18 protein-coding genes and 1 tRNA gene are annotated in these 19,212 nt (G+C 71.8%); 13 read left to right on the plus strand and 6 right to left on the minus strand.

Features of this window, described 5'->3' with window-relative positions:
- Window positions 1-165 precede the first annotated feature (165 nt).
- Together JOE68_RS15835 and JOE68_RS15840 are read left to right on the plus strand one after the other, a co-directional pair.
- Window positions 166-915, plus strand: a complete 750-nt coding sequence (locus JOE68_RS15835; RefSeq protein WP_204843106.1) for a hypothetical protein — start codon at window positions 166-168, stop codon at window positions 913-915.
- Window positions 912-2,024, plus strand: a complete 1,113-nt coding sequence (locus JOE68_RS15840) for a DNA cytosine methyltransferase (RefSeq protein WP_204843107.1) — start codon at window positions 912-914, stop codon at window positions 2,022-2,024. The genes JOE68_RS15835 and JOE68_RS15840 overlap by 4 nt, the downstream gene beginning before the upstream one ends.
- A 398-nt stretch (window positions 2,025-2,422) precedes the next feature.
- Here the strand turns inward: JOE68_RS15840 and JOE68_RS15845 are convergent.
- Window positions 2,423-2,493 (minus strand) — tRNA-Gly (locus JOE68_RS15845).
- Window positions 2,494-2,529: 36 nt separating this feature from the next.
- Between JOE68_RS15845 and dcd the strand changes: the two genes are divergently transcribed.
- Window positions 2,530-3,111, plus strand: coding sequence for a dCTP deaminase (gene dcd, locus JOE68_RS15850; RefSeq protein WP_204843108.1), 582 nt, complete (start codon window positions 2,530-2,532; stop codon window positions 3,109-3,111).
- A gap of 50 nt (window positions 3,112-3,161) precedes the next feature.
- Here dcd and JOE68_RS15855 read toward each other — a convergent pair whose 3' ends face one another.
- Window positions 3,162-4,136, minus strand: coding sequence for a cation diffusion facilitator family transporter (locus tag JOE68_RS15855; RefSeq protein WP_204843109.1), 975 nt, complete (start codon window positions 4,134-4,136; stop codon window positions 3,162-3,164).
- 109 nt (window positions 4,137-4,245) lie between these two features.
- On the opposite strand from JOE68_RS15855, the gene JOE68_RS15860 reads away from it, so the two are divergent.
- Window positions 4,246-4,638: a phage holin family protein gene (locus tag JOE68_RS15860; RefSeq protein ID WP_204843110.1), complete on the plus strand. Its 393-nt coding sequence runs from the start codon at window positions 4,246-4,248 to the stop codon at window positions 4,636-4,638.
- Window positions 4,639-4,768: 130 nt separating this feature from the next.
- On the opposite strand, the gene JOE68_RS15865 is transcribed toward JOE68_RS15860, so the two are convergent.
- Window positions 4,769-7,039, minus strand: coding sequence for a (Fe-S)-binding protein (locus JOE68_RS15865; protein ID WP_204843111.1), 2,271 nt, complete (start codon window positions 7,037-7,039; stop codon window positions 4,769-4,771).
- Between the two features lie 128 nt (window positions 7,040-7,167).
- Between JOE68_RS15865 and JOE68_RS15870 the strand changes: the two genes are divergently transcribed.
- The 8 genes from JOE68_RS15870 to JOE68_RS15905 all read left to right on the plus strand — a co-directional run bounded on the left by JOE68_RS15870 (window position 7,168) and on the right by JOE68_RS15905 (window position 13,926).
- A complete protein-coding gene (locus tag JOE68_RS15870; RefSeq protein ID WP_204843112.1) occupies window positions 7,168-7,500 on the plus strand; it encodes a DMT family transporter in 333 nt (110 codons plus the stop codon).
- Window positions 7,484-8,020, plus strand: a complete 537-nt coding sequence (locus tag JOE68_RS15875; protein ID WP_204843113.1) for a TetR/AcrR family transcriptional regulator — start codon at window positions 7,484-7,486, stop codon at window positions 8,018-8,020. Before JOE68_RS15870 ends, JOE68_RS15875 begins: the two co-directional genes overlap by 17 nt.
- Before the next feature lie 23 nt (window positions 8,021-8,043).
- Window positions 8,044-8,616 (plus strand): hypothetical protein, encoded by a 573-nt coding sequence (locus JOE68_RS15880; RefSeq protein WP_204843114.1) that lies wholly within the window; start codon window positions 8,044-8,046, stop codon window positions 8,614-8,616.
- 143 nt (window positions 8,617-8,759) lie between these two features.
- A complete protein-coding gene (locus tag JOE68_RS15885) occupies window positions 8,760-9,545 on the plus strand; it encodes a DUF4097 family beta strand repeat-containing protein (RefSeq protein WP_204843115.1) in 786 nt (261 codons plus the stop codon).
- Window positions 9,546-9,784: 239 nt separating this feature from the next.
- The gene (gene dnaK, locus JOE68_RS15890) at window positions 9,785-11,647 is read left to right on the plus strand and encodes a molecular chaperone DnaK (protein ID WP_204843116.1); all 1,863 of its coding nucleotides are present in this window, start codon (window positions 9,785-9,787) and stop codon (window positions 11,645-11,647) included.
- Entirely contained in the window at window positions 11,644-12,321 is a 678-nt protein-coding gene (gene grpE / locus JOE68_RS15895) for a nucleotide exchange factor GrpE (protein ID WP_204843117.1), read from the plus strand. Before dnaK ends, grpE begins: the two co-directional genes overlap by 4 nt.
- Before the next feature lie 19 nt (window positions 12,322-12,340).
- Window positions 12,341-13,501: a molecular chaperone DnaJ gene (gene dnaJ, locus JOE68_RS15900; RefSeq protein WP_204843118.1), complete on the plus strand. Its 1,161-nt coding sequence runs from the start codon at window positions 12,341-12,343 to the stop codon at window positions 13,499-13,501.
- Window positions 13,498-13,926, plus strand: a complete 429-nt coding sequence (locus tag JOE68_RS15905) for a heat shock protein transcriptional repressor HspR (RefSeq protein WP_204843119.1) — start codon at window positions 13,498-13,500, stop codon at window positions 13,924-13,926. The genes dnaJ and JOE68_RS15905 overlap by 4 nt, the downstream gene beginning before the upstream one ends.
- A gap of 100 nt (window positions 13,927-14,026) precedes the next feature.
- Here the strand turns inward: JOE68_RS15905 and JOE68_RS15910 are convergent, their stop codons facing one another.
- The 3 genes from JOE68_RS15910 to JOE68_RS15920 form a co-directional block, all read right to left on the minus strand.
- A complete protein-coding gene (locus JOE68_RS15910; RefSeq protein ID WP_239562260.1) occupies window positions 14,027-15,130 on the minus strand; it encodes an FAD-binding oxidoreductase in 1,104 nt (367 codons plus the stop codon).
- A 496-nt stretch (window positions 15,131-15,626) separates the two neighbouring features.
- Window positions 15,627-16,004: a VOC family protein gene (locus JOE68_RS15915; protein ID WP_204843121.1), complete on the minus strand. Its 378-nt coding sequence runs from the start codon at window positions 16,002-16,004 to the stop codon at window positions 15,627-15,629.
- A 41-nt stretch (window positions 16,005-16,045) separates the two neighbouring features.
- On the minus strand, window positions 16,046-16,423 hold the full coding sequence (locus JOE68_RS15920) for a VOC family protein (protein ID WP_204843122.1): 378 nt from the start codon (window positions 16,421-16,423) through the stop codon (window positions 16,046-16,048).
- Window positions 16,424-16,576: 153 nt separating this feature from the next.
- On the opposite strand from JOE68_RS15920, the gene clpB reads away from it, so the two are divergent.
- Complete coding sequence (clpB, locus tag JOE68_RS15925) at window positions 16,577-19,159, plus strand: ATP-dependent chaperone ClpB (RefSeq protein ID WP_204843123.1); 2,583 nt, start codon at window positions 16,577-16,579, stop codon at window positions 19,157-19,159.
- The last annotated feature ends 53 nt before the right edge of the window (window positions 19,160-19,212 follow it).

Consider the following 19,212-nt stretch of genomic DNA (forward strand, 5'->3'; position numbering starts at 1 on the left):
CGCAGTGGCTCGCGCTGTGCCCCACCTTTTGCGGGACGGTCGGAGGCGGTATCGGCCCCGTCATTCCCAAAAGGCGGGCACGAGCGCGCGACATGCCGATCGAGTCAATACCGCACAATCCACCCGGGTGTGGTGGAGCGGTTTGCGCCGCGCTAGGATGTCCCGGTGTCCACCGCCTGGAGCATCTTTGCGGCCTGTCAGCGTGCCGTGGCCGGGAAAATTCCTACATCGCGACCTGCGAACGACAAGGAATTCCATTTCCAGAACTGGGTGTACGACCGCATCAGGGAAGCGGGCCACCACTCGTCGAGCGTCGGGAGGAATACCTACCCCGATTTCTCCATCGACGGGACGGATGAAGCGTACGAAGTGAAGGGGATCACGGTCGGCAGCCGCGAGCGCGACTTCGATTCCAACAGCGCCCTGCCTTCGGGGGCGCACCAGGGCAAGCAGGTCTTCTACGTCTTCGGGCGCTACGACAACGACCGGACCGGCGGGACGAACCCGACCGTCCACGACATCGCGATCGTGCACGGGTCGTTCCTCAACGCCGGGCAGGGCTTCGTGGCGGCCAACAGGAGCCTCCGCGTGCTGGGCAGCTACGGGGACATCCTGCTGCGCGACAGGAAGATGTACGCGCCTTACACGCCCTACAAGCTGCTCAGCGGCGTAAAAGGCGAATGCACCCTGGTCCTCCCGGCGAGCGAGGCGATGCCCGCGGGGTTCGTCGAGGTGGGGCACTTCGATCGGGTCGAAACCGATCTGATCCCCGTCGGGTACAAGGCCGACCTGAAAGCCGACACGCTCGTGGGCGAGTTCGAGCCGAACCCCTCCTCCGGTGTCGTGCACTCGTTCGTCGCCTACCGCACGCAGGAAAGCGGTTCGACGACCCCGGTCCACCTGGTGACACCATGAGCTACACGGTCCTGGGGATGTTCAGCGGAGCCGGAGGGCTCGACCTCGGCTTCGAACAGGCCGGATTCGACCACGTCGGCGCCGTGGAATGGGACCCCTGGGCGGTCGCGACCCTCCGGAGGAACCGGCCGGCGTGGCACGTCGACCAGGCCGATGCCAGGGAGTGGGACTTCGGGGAGCGAGCGGACGTCCTCGTCGCCGGACCTCCCTGCCAGGGCTACAGCCTGGGTGGGCACCGCAGGGCGGCGGACAAGAGGAACGACCTCTACGAACAGGTGCTGCGGATCGCCGCGACCACCCGGCCCAGAGCGGTGGTCATCGAGAACGTCCTGAACCTGCGGACCCTGGTGCACCCCGAAACGGGGAGGTTCTTCAACGACCAGATCGCGCACGACCTGACCCGGCTGGGTTACGAAGTCTTCCACGACGTCTTCCGGATGGATGGTTTCGGCGTTCCCCAGACGCGCCGCCGCTGGGTTTTCGTGGCTTTCCGCGGATCGGCTCCCGCCGGCTACGGCCTGCCTCGGGCGACCGGTACCGAGACGGTGCGGAAGTGGCTCTGGGACCTCGGCCAGGGCGGCGGAGCCGGGTTGCCGAACCACCACCCGAAGTGGGGTTTCCAGAGTTCCGTCCACGTCGCCACCGGAAACGGGTTCGATGCGTCGGAGGCGGCCGTGATAGTGCGGTTCTCGCGCACCGCCAGCGACGGCAACCCCGTGCGGTCCTTCGACCTCCCCTTCCCGGCGGTGGACACCGGAACGATTTGGGGGTGGGCGCAGGGAGCGGTGTCGGCCGCGCGGTTCGAGGTCGACCGGAGCTCCGCGAAGAACGTCCGGAACCCCGAGTCCACGGTGAAGCTCTGGCGCATCCAGGCCAGTCGCCTGCGCGCGATGACGCATCGCGAACTCGCCCGGCTCCAGACGTTCCCCGACGACTGGGAGTTCGTGGGCGGCTCCGCGAACCGGGACGTGCAGATGCAGGTCGGCAACGCGGTCCCCGTCGAGTTCGCCCGGCGGTTGGGCAGCAACGTCCGCGCAGCGCTCTCATGCCTCGACCGGGGCCGGGCGTTCGACAACGCCGATCAGCCGGTCCAACTGGCACTCCAATAGGGGACCGGCATTCCTGTGGACATCCGGACGGTGGTTCCGGAAGACGTTCGCACCGGTCGCTCCCGGGGAGGCGGCGGACGGCGCAAACCCGACCCACCCTGACAACCGAGCCGGTGGCGCCCGCGTCGCTGTCGAACGGCGGTTGCACGGCTTCGTGAACCGGCGCTCCGGATCGGGGTCTGCGACGCCGCTCCACCAGCACGCGCCGGCGAGGCGGCACGGGAGGTCGCGGATGGGCTCGACAGGCCGGTGGAGCGAGCGGTCCGGCGGTGACGACGACGTCCCGGTCCCGGCCTGCTGACCGCACGCGGGCGGCCCGGCGAGGCCCCCGGGCCCGAGCGCGGCGAAGGCCCAGGCGAGGCGGCGAACCGGCTCTCACCTGGGCCTTCGTCGTACCGAGCGGGTGACGGGAATCGAACCCGCCTCTACAGCTTGGGAAGCTGTCGTTCTACCAATGAACTACACCCGCGTGCTGCGCGTCCGATCATACACATAGGCTGTCCCCGTGTTGCTGAGTGACCGCGATCTGCGCAAAGAAGTCGACTCCGGTCGCCTGGTGCTGGAGCCGTTCGACGACGTCCTGGTGCAGCCGTCCAGCATCGACGTCCGCCTCGACCGGTTCTTCCGGGTGTTCAACAACACCCGGTACACCCACATCGACCCCTCGATCCAGCAGGACGACCTGACCTCCCTCGTGGAGACCCCGGACGACGAGCCGTTCGTCCTGCACCCCGGCGAGTTCGTGCTCGGCTCGACGTTCGAGCTGGTGACGCTGCCCGACGACCTCGCGGGCCGGCTGGAGGGCAAGTCGTCGCTCGGCCGGCTCGGCCTGCTGACCCACTCGACCGCCGGGTTCATCGACCCCGGGTTCTCCGGGCACATCACCCTGGAGCTGTCCAACGTCGCCAACCTGCCGATCACGCTCTGGCCGGGCATGAAGATCGGGCAGCTGTGCCTGTTCCGGCTGAGCAGCTCCGCCGAGTTCCCCTACGGCTCGGCGCAGGCCGGCTCGCGGTACCAGGGGCAGCGCGGGCCCACGCCCTCGCGGGCGTACCTCAACTTCCACCGCTCGGAGACCCGCCGCTAGCGGCAGGCCGCCCGCCGCAGGTCGCGAGAGCAGGTCACCGGAGCAGGTCGCTAGAGCAGGTCGCCGTACCGGGCCAGCACGCGGGAGCGCAGTTCGCGGTCGGTGCGCGGCACGGGTTCGAGGAACACCTCGTCCAGGTCCGACCACCGCTCGCGCAGTTCGGCGTCGATGCGCACGCAGGCGCGTTCCAGGTCCGCCGCGGACAGCGCGTCGTCGAAGTCCAGGCGAGCGCACAGCAGCACGCGGTCGGTGCCCACCGCCATCGTGAGCAGGTCGACCACCTGCTCCACCTCCGGCACCTCGCGCAGGTAGCCCCACACCGCCCGCACCAGCCTGGGGTCGGCCTGCCTGCCGATGAGCAGCCCCCGGTTGGTCCCCGCCAGCACGTACGCCGCGATCGCCAGCAGCAGGCCGATCAGCAGCGAGGCCACCCCGTCCCACACCGCCGACCCGGTCAGGTGGTGCAGCCCCAGGCCGCCGAACGCCAGCAGCAGCCCGACCAGCGCCGCCGAGTCCTCGAAGAACACCGTCTTCAGCGTCGGGTCGTCGGACACCCGCAGGAACGCGAGCACCGACCGCCCCTCCTCCCGCGCCCCCCGCCGCACCTGGCGCAGGGCCTGGGCGAACGACACCGACTCCAGCGCGAACGCGATCGCCAGCACCGCGTAGCCCACCCCGGGGCTGGTCTGCTCGGCCGACTCGCCGAACACCGTGCGGAAGCCCTCGTAGAACGCGAACACCGCACCGGACACGAAGATCGACACGGCCGCCAGCAGGGACCAGAAGTACCGGTCCTTGCCGTACCCGAACGGGTGGCGGCGGTCGGCCGGGCGGTCCGAGCGGCGCAGGGCGGTGAGCAGCAGGCCCTCGGTGAACGTGTCCGCGACCGAGTGCGCGGCCTCGGCCATCATCGCCGCCGACCCGGTGATCACGCCCGCGATCGCCTTCATGATCGCGATGGCCAGGTTCACCGCGAGCGCGAGCAGCACGGTGAGGGTGCTCTCGCCACCTGCCTTGGAACTCATGGACCGACGGTAGTTTCCCGCGCGGCGCCCCGCGCGTCGCGCGGGCGGCCGGGCGGGCAGCGGCGCGGCCTACCCCGTTCGGAGCACCGCCGGCGCTAGCCTGCGCGCCATGGGCATTCTGGTGCGCGTGCTGCTGACCGCGGTGGCGGTCTGGGTCTCCACGGTCATCCCCGGCATCGACCTCGGCGAGGCCCCCACACCCGCCAAGGTCGGCACCCTGATCGGCGTCGCGCTGCTGTTCGGCCTGGTGAACGCGGTCGTGAAACCGGTGGTGAAGTTCCTCGGCTGCGTCTTCTACCTGGTCACGCTCGGCCTGATCGGCCTGGTGGTCAACGCCCTGCTGTTCTGGCTCACCGGCCGGCTGGCGAGCGGGCTCGGCCTGCCGTTCGAGGTCACCGGCTTCTGGCCGGCCTTCTGGGGCGCGATCGTCGTCGCCCTGACCAGCTGGGTCCTGGACCTGGTCTACGACCGCGTCACCGCCGGCGACCGGCCGACCCGCTGACCGACCCCGACCCGCTGACCGGCCCCGAAGCGGAACCGGCCCCGAAGCGGAACCGGCCCCGAAGCGGAACCGGCCCCGACGGGGAACGGCCCGGTCCGCGGACCGGGCCGTTCGACGTCGCGCCGGGTGATCAGCCCTGGGTCGGGGCCTTGTCCTCGTCGGGCAGCGGGGTGCCGGTCGGGGTCTCGTCGGTGGGCACGTCCTGCCGCTCGGAGCCCCGCCGCACGGCCGTGAGCAGCAGCTGCGCCACGTCCACGACCTCCACGTGCGACCCGGCCTGCCCCTCGTTCTGGCGGGCCGTCACGCCGTCGGTGAGCATCACGCGGCAGAACGGGCAGCCCGTCGCGATCTTCGACGGGGCAGTGCCCAGCGCCTCGTCCACGCGGTCGACGTTGATGCGCTTGCCGATCCGCTCCTCCATCCACATCCGCGCGCCGCCCGCGCCGCAGCACATGGAGCGGTCGCCGTGGCGGGGCATCTCGCGCAGCGTCGCGCCGGACGCGCCGACCAGCTCGCGCGGCGCCTCGTAGACCTTGTTGTGGCGGCCCAGGTAGCACGGGTCGTGGTAGGTGACGTCCTCCGCCACCTCGGCGACCGGCACCAGGCGGCGCTCGCGCACCAGGCGGTTGAGCAGCTGGGTGTGGTGCACGACCTCGAACTGCCCGCCGACCTGCGGGTACTCGTTGGCCAGGGTGTTGAAGCAGTGCGCGCACGACACCACGATCTTGCGCTGCCCCGCCTCGCGGCCCTCGAAGACCGTGTTGAGCACCTCGACGTTCTGCTGGGCGAGCATCTGGAACAGGAACTCGTTGCCCGCGCGCCGCGCCGGGTCGCCGGTGCAGCTCTCCTCCGGGCCGAGCACCGTGTACTTCACGCCCGCGGTGTGCAGCAGCTCCGCCACGGCCCGCGTCGTCTTCTTCGCCCGGTCCTCGAACGCGCCCGCGCAGCCGACCCAGAACAGGTACTCGGTGTCGCCCAGCTCGCCGTCGAACACCGGCACCTCGAAGTCCAGGCCCTCGGTCCACGCCAGGCGGTCCTTGGCGTTCTGGCCCCAGGGGTTGCCCTTGTTCTCCAGGTTCTTGAACATGCCGCCCAGCTCGGACGGGAAGTTCGACTCGATCAGCACCTGGTAGCGGCGCATGTCGACGATGTGGTCGACGTGCTCGATGTCGACCGGGCACTGCTCGACGCACGCGCCGCAGGTCGTGCAGGACCACAGGACCTCGGGGTCGATGACGCCCAGCTCGGCCGCGCCGCCGACGAGGGGTCGCTCGGACTCGGCCATCGCCAGCACGTCGATGGACTCCAGGCGCTTCTGGTAGTCCTGGTACTTGTCCTCGGTCAGGCCGACCTCGTCACCCGCCACGTCGCGGCTGCCGCCGGCCAGCAGGTAGGGCGCCTTGGCGAAGGCGTGGTCGCGCAGCTGGGTGATGACCAGCTTGGGGGACAGCGGCTTGCCGGTGTTCCAGGCCGGGCACTGGGACTGGCAGCGACCGCACTCGGTGCAGGTGCTGAAGTCCAGCCAGCCCTTCCAGGAGAAGTCCTCCACCTTGCCGACGCCGAACACGTCCTCGTCCGGGTCGGCCTCCTCCAGGTCGAGCACCTGCCCGTTGCTCATCATCGGCTTGAGCGCGCCGAGGGCGACGCCGCCGTCGTCCTCGCGCTTGAAGTAGATGTTGAAGAACGCGCTGAACCGGTGCCACGCGACGCCCATGGTCAGGTTCCGGGACAGCACGATCAGCCAGATCATCCCGGACAGCAGCTTGACCACCGCCATCACCGAGACCCAGTCGGGGTTCGCCGGGAGGAGGTGGCTCAGCGGCAGCGTCACGAAGGACGACCAGAGCGGCATGTCCTCCAGCCCGGAGGACAGCTTGAACGCCTTCACCCCGAGGATGCCCAGGCCCTCGATGATCACGACCGCCTCGACGAAGTAGGCGAACGCGAAGTTCGACCCCGCGAAGCGGGACAGGCGGTCGGCGCGGCGCGGGTGGTTGAGCTGGCGGATCACCGCCAGCGCGACGCCGCCGACGACCGTGCCGATGCCGAGCAGCTCGACGAGCAGGCCCCAGACCGGCCACGCCCCGATGACCGGCCAGTGGAAGGCCGGGTGGAAGACCTCGCCGTAGGCTTCGAACAGCACCGCGGAGCCGATGAGGAAGCCCCACATCACCATCCAGTGCCACGGGGCGACGCTGCGGAACTTCGCCATCCGGGTGTGCGCGACGAACTCCACGACGAGCTGGCGCAGCCGCGGCACGAACGGGCCGTTGCGCGTCGCGTCGGGCTGGCCCAGGCGGATGGTCCTGATCATCCGGACCACGCCGGCGGCGAACAGACCCCAGGCGAACACGCTGACGGCGACGCCGATGGCGCCGAGGGTGAGCTGGAGGGCTCCCATGGGTGGCGGCCTTTCTCGTCCGTTCTCCTGGCTGGGCAGCCTACGCCCGACTACTGGCGGGTAACCACCTGAGCGTGGCCGATCACATAAACTAGTGGGACAGGTGTTCAGGTTGTTGGAGGCTCGCTGTGGTGTACCTGCTGCTCGCCCTGGCGATCGCGGGCGAGGTGGCGGCGACCGTGTCGCTGAAGCTGTCGGACGGTTTCACCAGGCCCTGGCCGGTGGTCGCCGTCGTCGTCGGCTACCTGGTCGCGTTCACCTCGCTCGGGTTCGTCCTGAAGGCGGGGGTGCCGATCGGGGTGGCGTACGCGATCTGGTGCGCGTTCGGCATCGCCGCGGTCGCGGCGGCCGGCGTGGTGCTGTTCGGGGAGCGGCTCACCCCCACCACCGTCGTCGGGCTCGTGCTGGTCGTGCTCGGCGTGGTGGCGATCGAGCTGGGCAGCGGTGCGACCCCCGGCTGATGGGCGCCGGGCGCGCGGGGAGCGCCGCCGGCGGGCGCTGCTCGCGGCGACGCTGCGGGTGGTCGAGCGCGACGGCGTGGCGGGGGTGTCGCACCGGTCGGTGGCGCGCGAGGCCGACCTGCCGGTGTCCTCGTCCACCTACTACTACGCGACCCTGGACGACCTGCTGGTCGCGACCCTGACCTGGTCGGCCAGGGAGATGGCGCTGGGCTTCGGCGCGGTCAAGCCGACGCCCGGTTCGGTGGCGCGGTTCCTGGCCGACGCCGTCGGCCCGAACCGCGGGCGGACGCTGGCCGAGTACGAGCTGTACCTGCTGGCGGCGCGGCGGCCCGAGCTGAGGCCGGCGGCGCGGCGGTGGATCACCCTGCTGTCGTCGGTGTTCGGCACGATGGAGCCGGCGGCGTTCCTCGGGTTCGCCGCGGCGCTGGACGGCCTGCTGATCCAGGGCCTGATCGCGGAATTCCCCCCAACGGCCGAGCAGTTGGAACCGGTCGTGTCCCTTCTGATGCCCTCCCGATGACCTCCGCGCGGGACACTGGGCGCATGAGGTTCGCGGGACGCGAGTCGTGGCAGGTGTCGCACGGGACGAACCAGACGGTCAACACCGCCCTGTTCGTGCGCGACACCCTGGCGCTGTCGGTCGACACCGTGCCCGAGCTGCCGGGCCTGGACCCCTCGGTGCCCGTCCTCGTGCCGCCGGGGGTGGACCGCGCGGGCGCGGCGGAGGAGTGGCTCGGCTGGTGGGCCGACGTCCTCGACCACGCCCGGACCGACTCGCCCGCCGGCCTGCCGATCGACCCGTCCGGGCCGTCCCTGGCCATCCGGCCCTGCCTGCGCGCGGCCGTCCTGGCGCTGCGCGGCGCGGCGGCGGAGCACGAGCGGCTGTACTCGGGCCGCTCGCCGGGCGCGCTGCCGATCGGCGAGGTGGTGCGCGGCGTGGAGAGCCGGTTGGGCCGCTACGTCAAGCCGTTCCGGCTGGTGATCACCGTGGTGTCGGTGCAGGGGCTGGTGTGGGAGCGGATGACCGACTCGCACGTGATCGCCTCGGAGCGCTACCTCGGCGACCCGGCGCGGTGCGCGCCCGCGTTGCGCGCCGTGGTCGAGTCGCTCGCCTGAGCCACCGCCCCCGCCCGCGGCCCCGGCGACCCGCCGGGGAGGTAGGGCCAGCCCTACCTGCGGGTCGGGGGTTCCCCCGGTGTCGAGGAGGTGGGGCCGACCTTAGGTTTGGGGCCGTAGTCCTTGACGGCGAGGGGGCAGTGGTGGTGAAGCGGATCGCGTTGGCGGCCGTCGTGGTGGTGGCCGCGGCGGGTGCGCTGTCGTCCTGCGTGCGACTGGTGCAGCACAGGTTCGAAGACCGGCACGAGGTGACCGGGGCGGTGGTCGCCGTGCGCATCCAGAACGGCTCCGGTGACGTCACCCTGCGCAGCAGGGACGGCGGTGGCGGCGCGGTCGAGGTCCGGCGGACCGTCCACCACACCAGGGACGACCGGCCCGACGGCGTCACGCACCGGCTGGAGGGCGACACGCTCGTGCTCGACGGGTGCGGCGACCGGTGCTCGGTGGACTACCACGTCACCGTGCCCTCCGAGGACGTGAAGGTGGTGGGCCACAACGACTCCGGTGACGTGACGGTGGAGCGGGTCGCCGCCGTGGAGGTCAGCATCGGCTCCGGCGACGCCGTCGTGCGCGAGATCGGCGGCGCCGTGCGGCTGGAGAACGGCTCGGGCGACGTGACCGCCTCGGACGTCGGCGGCGAGTTCACCGGCCGGATCGGGTCGGGCAACGCCCGGCTGACCCGGATGAGCGGGCCCGTGCTGGTGGACGACAGCTCCGGCGACATCGAGGTCGAGATGGCCGCCGCGCAGCGGGTGCACGCCGAGTCCGGCTCGGGCAACGTCACCGTCCGCGTGCCCAGGGGCTCCTACCGCGTGCGGACCGACGCGGGCAGCGGCGAGGAGGCCGTCGAGGTGCCCCACGACCCGAACGCCACCGTCGAACTCGTCCTGCGCTCCGGCAGCGGCGACCTGGCGCTGAGCGCCTCCTGAGCACCCGCCCCCGGTCCCGGCCGGCGGCCCCCGCGAGGGGTCGCCCGCCGGGACCGCGCGCGTCCGGGACCGGGTCGGGTGTCGGGGATCACCCCGCGCCGGGAACACCGCGGGGCCGCCGGTCGTTGGACGAGCAGGAAGGTTGAGCCCAGTGGACTCAAGTCCCGCCGGCCTGGCAAACTTGAGCGCACACCGCTCAACGCGGGGCTCTCACACACGTATCACCAGGAGGAATCCAAATGGCGCGAGCGGTCGGCATCGACCTGGGGACGACCAACTCCGTCGTCGCGGTACTCGAAGGTGGCGAGCCGACGGTGATCGCCAACTCCGAGGGTTCGCGGACGACCCCGTCCATCGTCGCCTTCGCCAAGAACGGCGAGGTGCTCGTCGGTCAGCCCGCCAAGAACCAGGCGGTGACCAACGTCGACCGGACCATCCGGTCGGTCAAGCGGCACATCGGCACGAACTGGACGACCGAAGAGGTCGACGGCAAGAAGTACACCCCGCAGGAGATCAGCGCGCGCGTGCTGATGAAGCTCAAGCGCGACGCGGAAGCCTACCTGGGCGAGGAGATCACCGACGCGGTGATCACCGTCCCCGCCTACTTCGAGGACGCGCAGCGCCAGGCCACCAAGGAGGCCGGCCAGATCGCGGGCCTCAACGTGCTGCGCATCGTCAACGAGCCCACCTCCGCCGCCCTGGCCTACGGCCTGGACAAGGGCGAGAAGGAGCAGACCATCCTGGTCTTCGACCTCGGTGGCGGCACGTTCGACGTCTCGCTGCTGGAGCTGGGCGACGGCGTCGTGGAGGTCCGCGCGACCTCCGGTGACAACCACCTCGGCGGCGACGACTGGGACCAGCGCATCGTCGACTGGCTGGTCGAGCGCTTCAAGCAGGGCAACGGCATCGACCTGACCAAGGACAAGATGGCGCTGCAGCGCATCCGCGAGGCCGCGGAGAAGGCGAAGATCGAGCTGTCCAGCTCGAACAACGCCACCATCAACCTGCCCTACATCACGGTCGACGCGGACAAGAACCCGCTGTTCCTGGACGAGACGCTGTCCCGCGCCGAGTTCCAGCGCATCACCAACGACCTGCTGGAGCGCACCCGCGCCCCGTTCAACAACGTGATCAAGGACGCCGGCATCTCCGTCGGCGACATCGACCACGTGGTGCTGGTCGGCGGTTCCACCCGCATGCCCGCCGTCGCCGAGCTGGTCAAGGAGCTGACCGGCGGCCGGGAGCCGAACAAGGGCGTGAACCCGGACGAGGTCGTCGCGGTCGGCGCGGCGCTGCAGGCCGGTGTGCTGAAGGGCGAGGTCAAGGACGTCCTGCTGCTCGACGTCACCCCGCTGTCCCTGGGCATCGAGACCAAGGGCGGCGTGATGACCAAGCTGATCGAGCGCAACACGACCATCCCGACCAAGCGCTCGGAGATCTTCACGACGGCCGACGACAACCAGCCCTCGGTGCAGATCCAGGTCTACCAGGGCGAGCGCGACTTCGCGGCGGACAACAAGAAGCTCGGCATGTTCGAGCTGACCGGCCTGCCGCCCGCGCCGCGCGGCGTCCCGCAGATCGAGGTCACCTTCGACATCGACGCGAACGGCATCGTGCACGTGTCCGCGAAGGACATGGGCACGGGCAAGGAGCAGCGGATGACGATCACCGGCGGCTCGGCGCTGCCGAAGGACGACATCGACCGGATGATCAAGGACGCCGAGGCCCACGCCGAGGAGGACAAGCGCCGCCGCGAGGAGGCCGAGGTCCGCAACCAGGCCGAGACGCTGGTCTACCAGACCGAGAAGGTCGTCAAGGAGAACGACGACAAGATCCCGGCCGACGTCAAGGAGAAGGTCAAGGCCGCGCTGGAGGAGACCAACGAGGCGCTCAAGGGCACGGACATCGCCAAGGTGCGGTCCGCGGTGGAGAAGCTGGCCACCGAGTCCCAGGCCATCGGCCAGTCCCTCTACGCCAACACGGGCGCCAACCCGGCCGACGCGCCGACCGGTGACGCCGGTGCGCCGGGCGCGGCGCCCGGTGGCGCCAAGGCCGACGACGTGGTGGACGCCGAGATCGTGGACGAGGACGAGAAGAAGTGACCCAGCCGGAAGAGCAGCCCCACGTGGTGGTGCACGACCGCCGGCGGATCGACCCGGAGACCGGCGAGGTGCGCCCGCCGGTCCCCGAGGCCGCCCCGGACGCGCAGGCGACGCCCGGAGCGGAGTCCGCCGCGGCGACCTCCGAGGTCCCGGCGGACGACGCGGTCGGCCGCCACGCCGCCCCCTCGAACGACCCCGCCGGCGCCGACCCGGCCGCCGAGCTGAAGGCGCAGCTGGACGAGCGCACCGCGGACCTCCAGCGGCTCACCGCCGAGTACGCCAACTACCGCAAGCGCGTCGAGCGCGACCGGGAGCTGGTGATCAGCAACGCCAAGGCGCAGGTGGCGGGCGAGCTGCTGGCCGTCCTGGACGACCTGGAGCGGGCCGGCGCGCACGGCGACCTGACCGGCGCGTTCAAGGCGGTGGCGGACAAGCTGGTCGGCGCGCTGCGCGGCGTCGGGCTGGAGCCGTTCGGGCACGAGGGCGAGGGCTTCGACCCCGCCGTGCACGAGGCGGTGCAGCACGGCACGTCCCCGGACGTGAGCGGCCCGACGGTGACCGCCGTGCTGCGGCGCGGCTACCGGTTCGGCGAGCGCGTGCTGCGGCCCGCGCTGGTCGCGGTGACCGACCACGAGCCGGCGGCGGAGCAGCCGGCCGAACAGCAGCAGGACTGAGGGAAGGGGGGACGTCCGGGTGAGCGCTCGGGACTGGATCGACAAGGACTTCTACCGGGAGTTGGGCGTCTCCTCCGACGCCTCGGCCGACGAGATCAGGAAGGCGTACCGGAAGCTGGCGCGGGAGCTGCACCCCGACGCCAACCCCGGCAACGCCCAGGCCGAGGCGCGGTTCAAGTCCGTGTCCGAGGCGTACGGCGTGCTGTCGGACGCCGCGAAGCGCAAGCAGTACGACGAGGCCCGCCGCCTGTTCGCGGGCGGCGGGGGCTTCCCCGGCGGCTTCGGCCAGGGCGGCGGGTTCGACGTCGGCGACCTGTTCAACCGGCAGCAGGCGGGTGGCATGGGCGGTCTGGGCGACCTGCTCGGCGGCCTGTTCAACCGGCGGGGCGGCACGTCGACGTCGACCACCCGGCCGCGCCGGGGCGAGGACGTCGAGACCGACGTGCGGATCGACTTCTCCGAGGCCGTGCGGGGCGCGACGGTGCCGATGAGGCTGTCCAGCCCGGCGACCTGCGCCACGTGCTCGGGGTCGGGCGCGCGGCCGGGCACCTCGCCGCGCACCTGCCCGACCTGCTCCGGCGCGGGGCTGGTCACCCGCAGCCAGGGCGCGTTCGCGTTCTCCGAGCCGTGCGGCGACTGCCGCGGCACGGGGCGCATCGTGGACGACCCGTGCCCGGAGTGCGGCGGCGACGGGGTCAGCACCAGGACCCGCACGCTGACCATCCGCATCCCGGCGGGCGTGGACGACGGCCAGCGGATCAGGCTGGCCGGGCAGGGCGAGCCGGGGCGCAACAACGGGCCCAACGGCGACCTGTTCGTCCGCGTGCACGTCAACCCGGACCCGGTGTTCGGCCGGCAGGGCGACCACCTGACGGTGACGGTGCCGGTGACGTTCCCCGAACTGGCGCTGGGCACCACGCTGACCGTGCCCACGCTGGACGGCAAGGTGACGTTGAAGGTGCCCGCGGGCACGGCCTCCGGCCGCGTGCTGCGGGCCAGGGGCAAGGGCATCGCCAAGCGCGACGGCCAGGTCGGCGACCTGCTGATCACGCTCCAGGTGGCGGTGCCGAACAACATGGACGCCACCGCGCGCGAGGCGCTGGAGGCGTACGCGGCGGCGACCGCCCGGCACGACCCGAGGGCGGACCTCAACGCCCTGGTGGAGAAGAGGTCGACATGACGTTCCCGTTCCCACCGGGGACGGACGAGGACACCCCGTTCTTCGTGATCTCGGTGGCGGCGCAGCTGTCCGGCCTGCACGCCCAGACCCTCCGGTCCTACGACCGGCTGGGCCTGGTGTCGCCGGGCCGCACGTCCGGCGGCGGCCGGCGGTACTCGATGCGCGACATCGTGCTGCTGCGGGAGGTGCAGCGCCTCTCGCAGGAGGAGGGCGTGAACCTGGCCGGGATCAAGCGGATCATCGAGCTGGAGAACGAGGTGGGCGCGCTGCGCACCCGCGTGGCGGAGCTGACCGAGGAGCTGGCCTCCGCCCTGGCCGCGGCCGAGCACGCGGCGGCGTCCGTGCACGCCTCGCTGCGCCGCGACCTCGTGCCGGTGCGCCACGAGACGGCCCTGGTGGTCTGGAAGCCGAACGGCAGGCGCTGACGCGCCGCTCCCCGGAGCGGACCGCGGCCGGGCCGGTCGACGCCCGAGCGCGCCGACCGGCCCGGCCGCGGTACTGCCCGGCGGGCTCCCGCGCCGGCCGCTAGTCCAGCGTGAACGGGTCGTACTTGATCCGGTCCAGCGGCGTGCCGGCGACCAGCATCCGCGACACGGTGGCCCGGATCATCGACGGCGAACCGCAGATCAGCACGTCCCGGTCCTCCCACGCCCCGTAGCGGGTGACGGCGTCGGCCAGCGTGCCGCGCTCGATCCCCCGCGCGCCGGGGTCGGACTCCAGCACCGGCACGACGGTCAGCCACGGGTTGGTCATCGCGAACCGCTGCAGGTTGTCCAGGTCGTAGAGGTCCTCGCGGGTGCGCCCGCCGACGAACAGGTGCACGCGGGGGTTCTCGCCCCACTGCGCCATCCCGTCGATGATGGCGTGCATGGGCGCGACGCCCGTCCCGCCCGCGATCATGAGCACGTCGCGGCCCGCCCGGCGGTCGACGTGCAGGCGGCCCATGGGCGGCCCGAGGCGCCACACGTCACCGGCCTGGGTGTGCCCGACGATGGACCGGCTCACCCAGCCGCCCTCGACCGAGCGGATGTGGAACTCGATGATGCCGTCCTCGCGCGGCGCGTTCGCGGGCGAGAAGTAGCGCCACATCCGCGCGCGCTGGGGCGTCTCGACGCTGACGTACTGGCCGGCGCGGTAGCCGATCGGGTGGTCGGGCTGGAGCCGGACCACGGCGAGGTCCCAGCTCACCCGCTGGTGCTCCAGGACGGTGGCGTGCCAGTAGGCGGGCCCGTCGTCGGCCGCCGCCGCCTCCTGCATGGCGCGGGCCATGATCGTGTACGCCTCGGCCCAGGCCAGTTCGACCTGGGGCGTCCAGACCGGGCCGGCGTACTTCTTCACGGCCGCGAGCAGCGCGGTGCCCACCGACTCGTAGTGCACGCTGACCACGCCGAACTTGCGGTGGTCGCGGCCGAGCTGGCGCAGGAACGGGATCAGGTCGTCCGGGCGGTCCACCATCTGCACGACGTGGACCAGTGCCCGCAGCAGCCTGCTGCGCTGCACCTCCATGTTCGCGGGGAACATCTCGCGGGTGGCCGGCGCGAGGCTGAAGAGCATTCCGTAGAAGAACTTCGCGACCTCGTCGGAGCGCGGCTCGACCACCGCGAAGCTCTCCCGGATCATCCGCACCATCGCGGTGACGCCCGGAGGGGGCTCTCGGTGGGGAGGGGGGCTCGGGATGGGGCTCAACACGGCGTTCGCAGTCATGGTCCGGGCGCAGTCTCCACGTTTCTGGCGGCGCCGGCAAGGCGCTACGTCCTCGTCAAGCTTCCATCCCCGACGGTGGGAGGCTAACCCGTCAACTGGCCGGCCGACGCCTTGATGCCACCTTCGAGTGCAGCCTGATCACAGCTGGTCGCGGCGTGTGGGCCTACCGGGTGAACGTCCCCCACCACTTGTACCGGGTCTGCGGATTGTGGTCCACCGACCGGCGATCATCGGCGCCCACCTCGCGTCCCGGCGTCGGCCGCGGTCCGCCCCGTCCGGTCGACGGGGCGGGGAACCACCCGTGGCAGCCGGTGCCCGCACCGGTGCGGTGCGCGCCGCCGGCCTGTGGATTCACACCTGCGGATTGTGGACAACTGTACGCGTGGTGTGGACAACCGGCTGCGACGTGCGGGTGACGCGGCTAGGAGGCGGCCCGCTCCGCCGGGCTGCGCTCGACGCAGAACTCGTTGCCCTCCGGGTCGGCCAGCACGACCCAGCCGCTCCCGTCCGGCCGGCGCCGGTCGTCCACCAGGGTGGCGCCGATGCCGAGCAGGCGCTCGACCTCCTGGTCCCGCGTGGAGTCGGGCACGAGGTCGAGGTGGATCCGGTTCTTCACGGCCTTGCCCTCGGGGACGCCGATGAACAGCAGGCGCGGCCCCTCCGGCAGCTCGATCACCGCCGCCGGGTCGCCGGGGTGGTCGTCGTCGGCCAGCGGCCGGCCGGTCACCCGGCTCCACCAGCTGCCCAGCGCGTAGGCGTCGGCGCAGTCGACCGTGATGCTGTGCACGAGTGAGCTCATGCGGTGATCATCACGGGTGCCGAGGGGGCGCCGCACCCCGATTAACCCCCGTAGGGCACCGTGATGATCTCCAGCTTGTGGCCGTTGGGGTCCTCGAAGTAGACGCCGCGCCCGCCGTCGTTGGTGTTGATCCGGCCGGGCTCCCGGCCGAACGGGTCGGCCCAGTAGGTCAGGCCGCGCTCCCGGACCCGGCCGAAGATGTCGTCGAACTCGGCGTCGGAGACGATGAACGCGTAGTGCTGCGAGGTGATGTCCCCCGGCACCGACATGACGTCGAGGGTCACCTCGTTGTCGGTCTCGACGGAGAGGAACGGGCCGAACGGGACGGCGGGCGCGAACCCGAACACCTCCACGAGGAAGTCCGCGGTGGCCCGGGCGTCATGGGCGGAGACGATCGTGTGGTTCAGCTTGACGGTCATGTCACCGAACGTAGGACCTCGATCACGCTGGAGGTCAAGCGTGGTCGACGCCACAGTCCGTCCGGTAGGTTGAGCGGAACCGGCTCAACTTTTCTGACGTTGACGGTGCGACGGCCGCTGAGGCCGCGCACGACACGCCGACCGAGGTGAGGAATGGACGCTTTCAACCCGACCACGAAGACCCAGCAGGCGGTGTCCGCCGCGGTGCAGGCGGCGACCGTCGCCGGCAACCCCGACGTCACCTCCGTCCACCTCCTCGGCGCGCTGCTGGCCCAGGGCGACGGGCTCACCGCGCCGCTGCTGTCCGCCGTGGGGGCCGACCCCAAGCAGGTGCACAAGGAGCTGGAGCAGCTGTCCCGCGCGCTGCCGGCGGCCAGCGGCTCCTCGGTGTCCGCGCCCCAGCTGTCGCGCGACGCGGTCCGCGTGCTGGGCAAGGCGCAGGAGCTGGCCACGGAGATGGGCGACGAGTACGTCTCCACCGAGCACCTCCTGGTGGGCCTGGCGCAGCACGGCGGCCAGGTCGCCGACCTGCTCACCCGGCACGGCGCGACGCCCGACGCGCTCAAGGAGGCGTTCGGCCGGGTGCGCGGCTCGGCGCGGGTGACCAGCCCGGACCCGGAGGGCACCTACCAGGCGCTGGAGAAGTACGGCGTCGACCTGACCGAGCGCGCCCGCAAGGGCGAGCTGGACCCGGTGATCGGCCGCGACGCCGAGATCCGCCGGGTCGTGCAGGTGCTCAGCCGGCGCACCAAGAACAACCCCGTCCTGATCGGCGAGCCCGGCGTCGGCAAGACCGCCATCGTCGAGGGCCTGGCGCAGCGCATCGTCGCGGGCGACGTGCCGGAGAGCCTGCGCGGCAAGCGGGTCGTGGCGCTGGACCTGGGCGCGATGGTGGCGGGCGCCAAGTACCGGGGCGAGTTCGAGGAGCGGCTCAAGGCCGTGCTCAAGGAGATCACCGACTCGGCCGGCCGGGTCGTCACCTTCATCGACGAGCTGCACACCATCGTGGGCGCGGGCGCGACCGGCGAGTCCGCCATGGACGCGGGCAACATGATCAAGCCGATGCTCGCGCGCGGCGAGCTGCGCATGGTCGGCGCGACCACGCTGGACGAGTACCGCGAGCACGTGGAGAAGGACCCGGCCCTGGAGCGCCGCTTCCAGCAGGTCCTGGTGGGCGAGCCGACCGTGGAGGACACCATCGGCATCCTGCGCGGCCTCAAGGACCGCTACGAGGTGCACCACGGCGTGCGCATCACCGACGCGGCCCTGGTCGCGGCGGCCACGCTGTCCGACCGGTACATCACCGCCCGGTTCCTGCCGGACAAGGCGATCGACCTGGTCGACGAGTCGGCCTCCCGGCTGCGCATGGAGATCGACTCCCGCCCGGTCGAGATCGACGAGGTGGAGCGGGCCGTCCGCCGGCTGGAGATCGAGGAGATGGCGCTGGCCAAGGAGTCCGACGCCGCCTCCGTGGAGCGGCTGGCCGCGCTGCGCGCCGAGGTGGCCGAGAAGCGCGAGGCGCTGGCCGCGCTGACCGCGCGCTGGCAGAACGAGAAGGGCTCCATCGAGAAGGTCCGCGACCTGAAGGAGCAGCTGGAGCAGCTGCGCGGCGAGTCCGAGCGCGCCGAGCGCGACGGCGACCTGGGCCGGGCCGCCGAGCTGCGCTACGGCCGCATCCCGGCGCTGGAGAAGGAGCTGGAGGCCGCGACCCGCACCACCCAGGACGCCGCGGTGATGCTGAAGGAGGAGGTCGGGCCGGACGACGTCGCCGACGTCGTCAGCGCGTGGACCGGCATCCCGGCGGGCCGCCTGCTGGAGGGCGAGACGGCGAAGCTGCTGCGAATGGAGGACGAGCTGGCCAAGCGCGTCGTCGGCCAGGCCGAGGCGGTGCGGGTGGTCTCCGACGCCGTGCGGCGCACCCGCGCGGGCGTGGCCGACCCGGACCGGCCGACCGGCAGCTTCCTGTTCCTGGGCCCCACCGGCGTGGGCAAGACCGAGCTGGCCAAGGCGCTGGCGGAGTTCCTGTTCGACGACGAGCGGGCGATGATCCGCATCGACATGAGCGAGTACTCCGAGAAGCACTCGGTGGCCCGCCTGGTCGGCGCTCCCCCCGGCTACGTCGGCTACGACCAGGGCGGGCAGCTCACCGAGAGCGTGCGGCGGCGCCCGTACAGCGTGGTGCTCCTCGATGAGGTGGAAAAAGCTCACCCGGACGTGTTCGACGTGCTGCTCCAGGTCCTCGACGACGGCCGGCTGACCGACGGCCAGGGCCGCACGGTCGACTTCCGCAACACCATCCTGGTGCTGACCTCGAACCTCGGCTCGCAGGCCATCGCGGACCCCGCCCTGGACGAGCGGCAGCGCACCGACGCGGTCATGTCGGTGGTCCGGGCGCACTTCAAGCCGGAGTTCCTCAACCGGCTCGACGACGTGGTCGTGTTCCGCGCGCTGGCCACCGAGGAGCTGACCTCCATCGTGGACATCCAGGTCGACCGGCTGGCCCGGCGGCTGGCCCAGCGGCGGCTGTCGCTGCAGGTCACGCCCGCCGCGCGGGAGTGGCTGGCGATCAACGGCTTCGACCCGGTCTACGGCGCGCGGCCGCTGCGGCGGCTGGTCCAGTCCGCCATCGGCGACCAGCTGGCCAAGGAGCTGCTGGCCGGCGAGGTGCGCGACGGGGACGCGGTGCGGGTGGACGTGCTGGAGGACCAGTCGGGGCTGATCGTCGGAAGGCCCTGAGGGCCCGTCGGTCCGACGGGTTGAGCCGAACGCCGGGGGGCGCGCCCCCCGGC

This window comes from Saccharothrix algeriensis, assembly GCF_016907655.1.
Taxonomy (GTDB): domain Bacteria; phylum Actinomycetota; class Actinomycetes; order Mycobacteriales; family Pseudonocardiaceae; genus Actinosynnema; species Actinosynnema algeriense.

What these genes read in the sequence shown, in the direction of transcription:
- JOE68_RS15910 (WP_239562260.1), bottom strand. Translation starts at nt 15,130, where the DNA reads ATGGTGCGGATGATCCGGGAGAGCTTCGCGGTGGTCGAGCCGCGCTCC.
- JOE68_RS15840 (WP_204843107.1), top strand. Translation starts at nt 912, where the DNA reads ATGAGCTACACGGTCCTGGGGATGTTCAGCGGAGCCGGAGGGCTCGAC.
- JOE68_RS15860 (WP_204843110.1), top strand. Translation starts at nt 4,246, where the DNA reads ATGGGCATTCTGGTGCGCGTGCTGCTGACCGCGGTGGCGGTCTGGGTC.
- clpB (WP_204843123.1), top strand. Translation starts at nt 16,577, where the DNA reads ATGGACGCTTTCAACCCGACCACGAAGACCCAGCAGGCGGTGTCCGCC.
- JOE68_RS15915 (WP_204843121.1), bottom strand. Translation starts at nt 16,004, where the DNA reads ATGAGCTCACTCGTGCACAGCATCACGGTCGACTGCGCCGACGCCTAC.
- JOE68_RS15920 (WP_204843122.1), bottom strand. Translation starts at nt 16,423, where the DNA reads ATGACCGTCAAGCTGAACCACACGATCGTCTCCGCCCATGACGCCCGG.
- JOE68_RS15865 (WP_204843111.1), bottom strand. Translation starts at nt 7,039, where the DNA reads ATGGGAGCCCTCCAGCTCACCCTCGGCGCCATCGGCGTCGCCGTCAGC.
- JOE68_RS15880 (WP_204843114.1), top strand. Translation starts at nt 8,044, where the DNA reads ATGAGGTTCGCGGGACGCGAGTCGTGGCAGGTGTCGCACGGGACGAAC.
- JOE68_RS15855 (WP_204843109.1), bottom strand. Translation starts at nt 4,136, where the DNA reads ATGAGTTCCAAGGCAGGTGGCGAGAGCACCCTCACCGTGCTGCTCGCG.
- JOE68_RS15905 (WP_204843119.1), top strand. Translation starts at nt 13,498, where the DNA reads ATGACGTTCCCGTTCCCACCGGGGACGGACGAGGACACCCCGTTCTTC.
- dnaK (WP_204843116.1), top strand. Translation starts at nt 9,785, where the DNA reads ATGGCGCGAGCGGTCGGCATCGACCTGGGGACGACCAACTCCGTCGTC.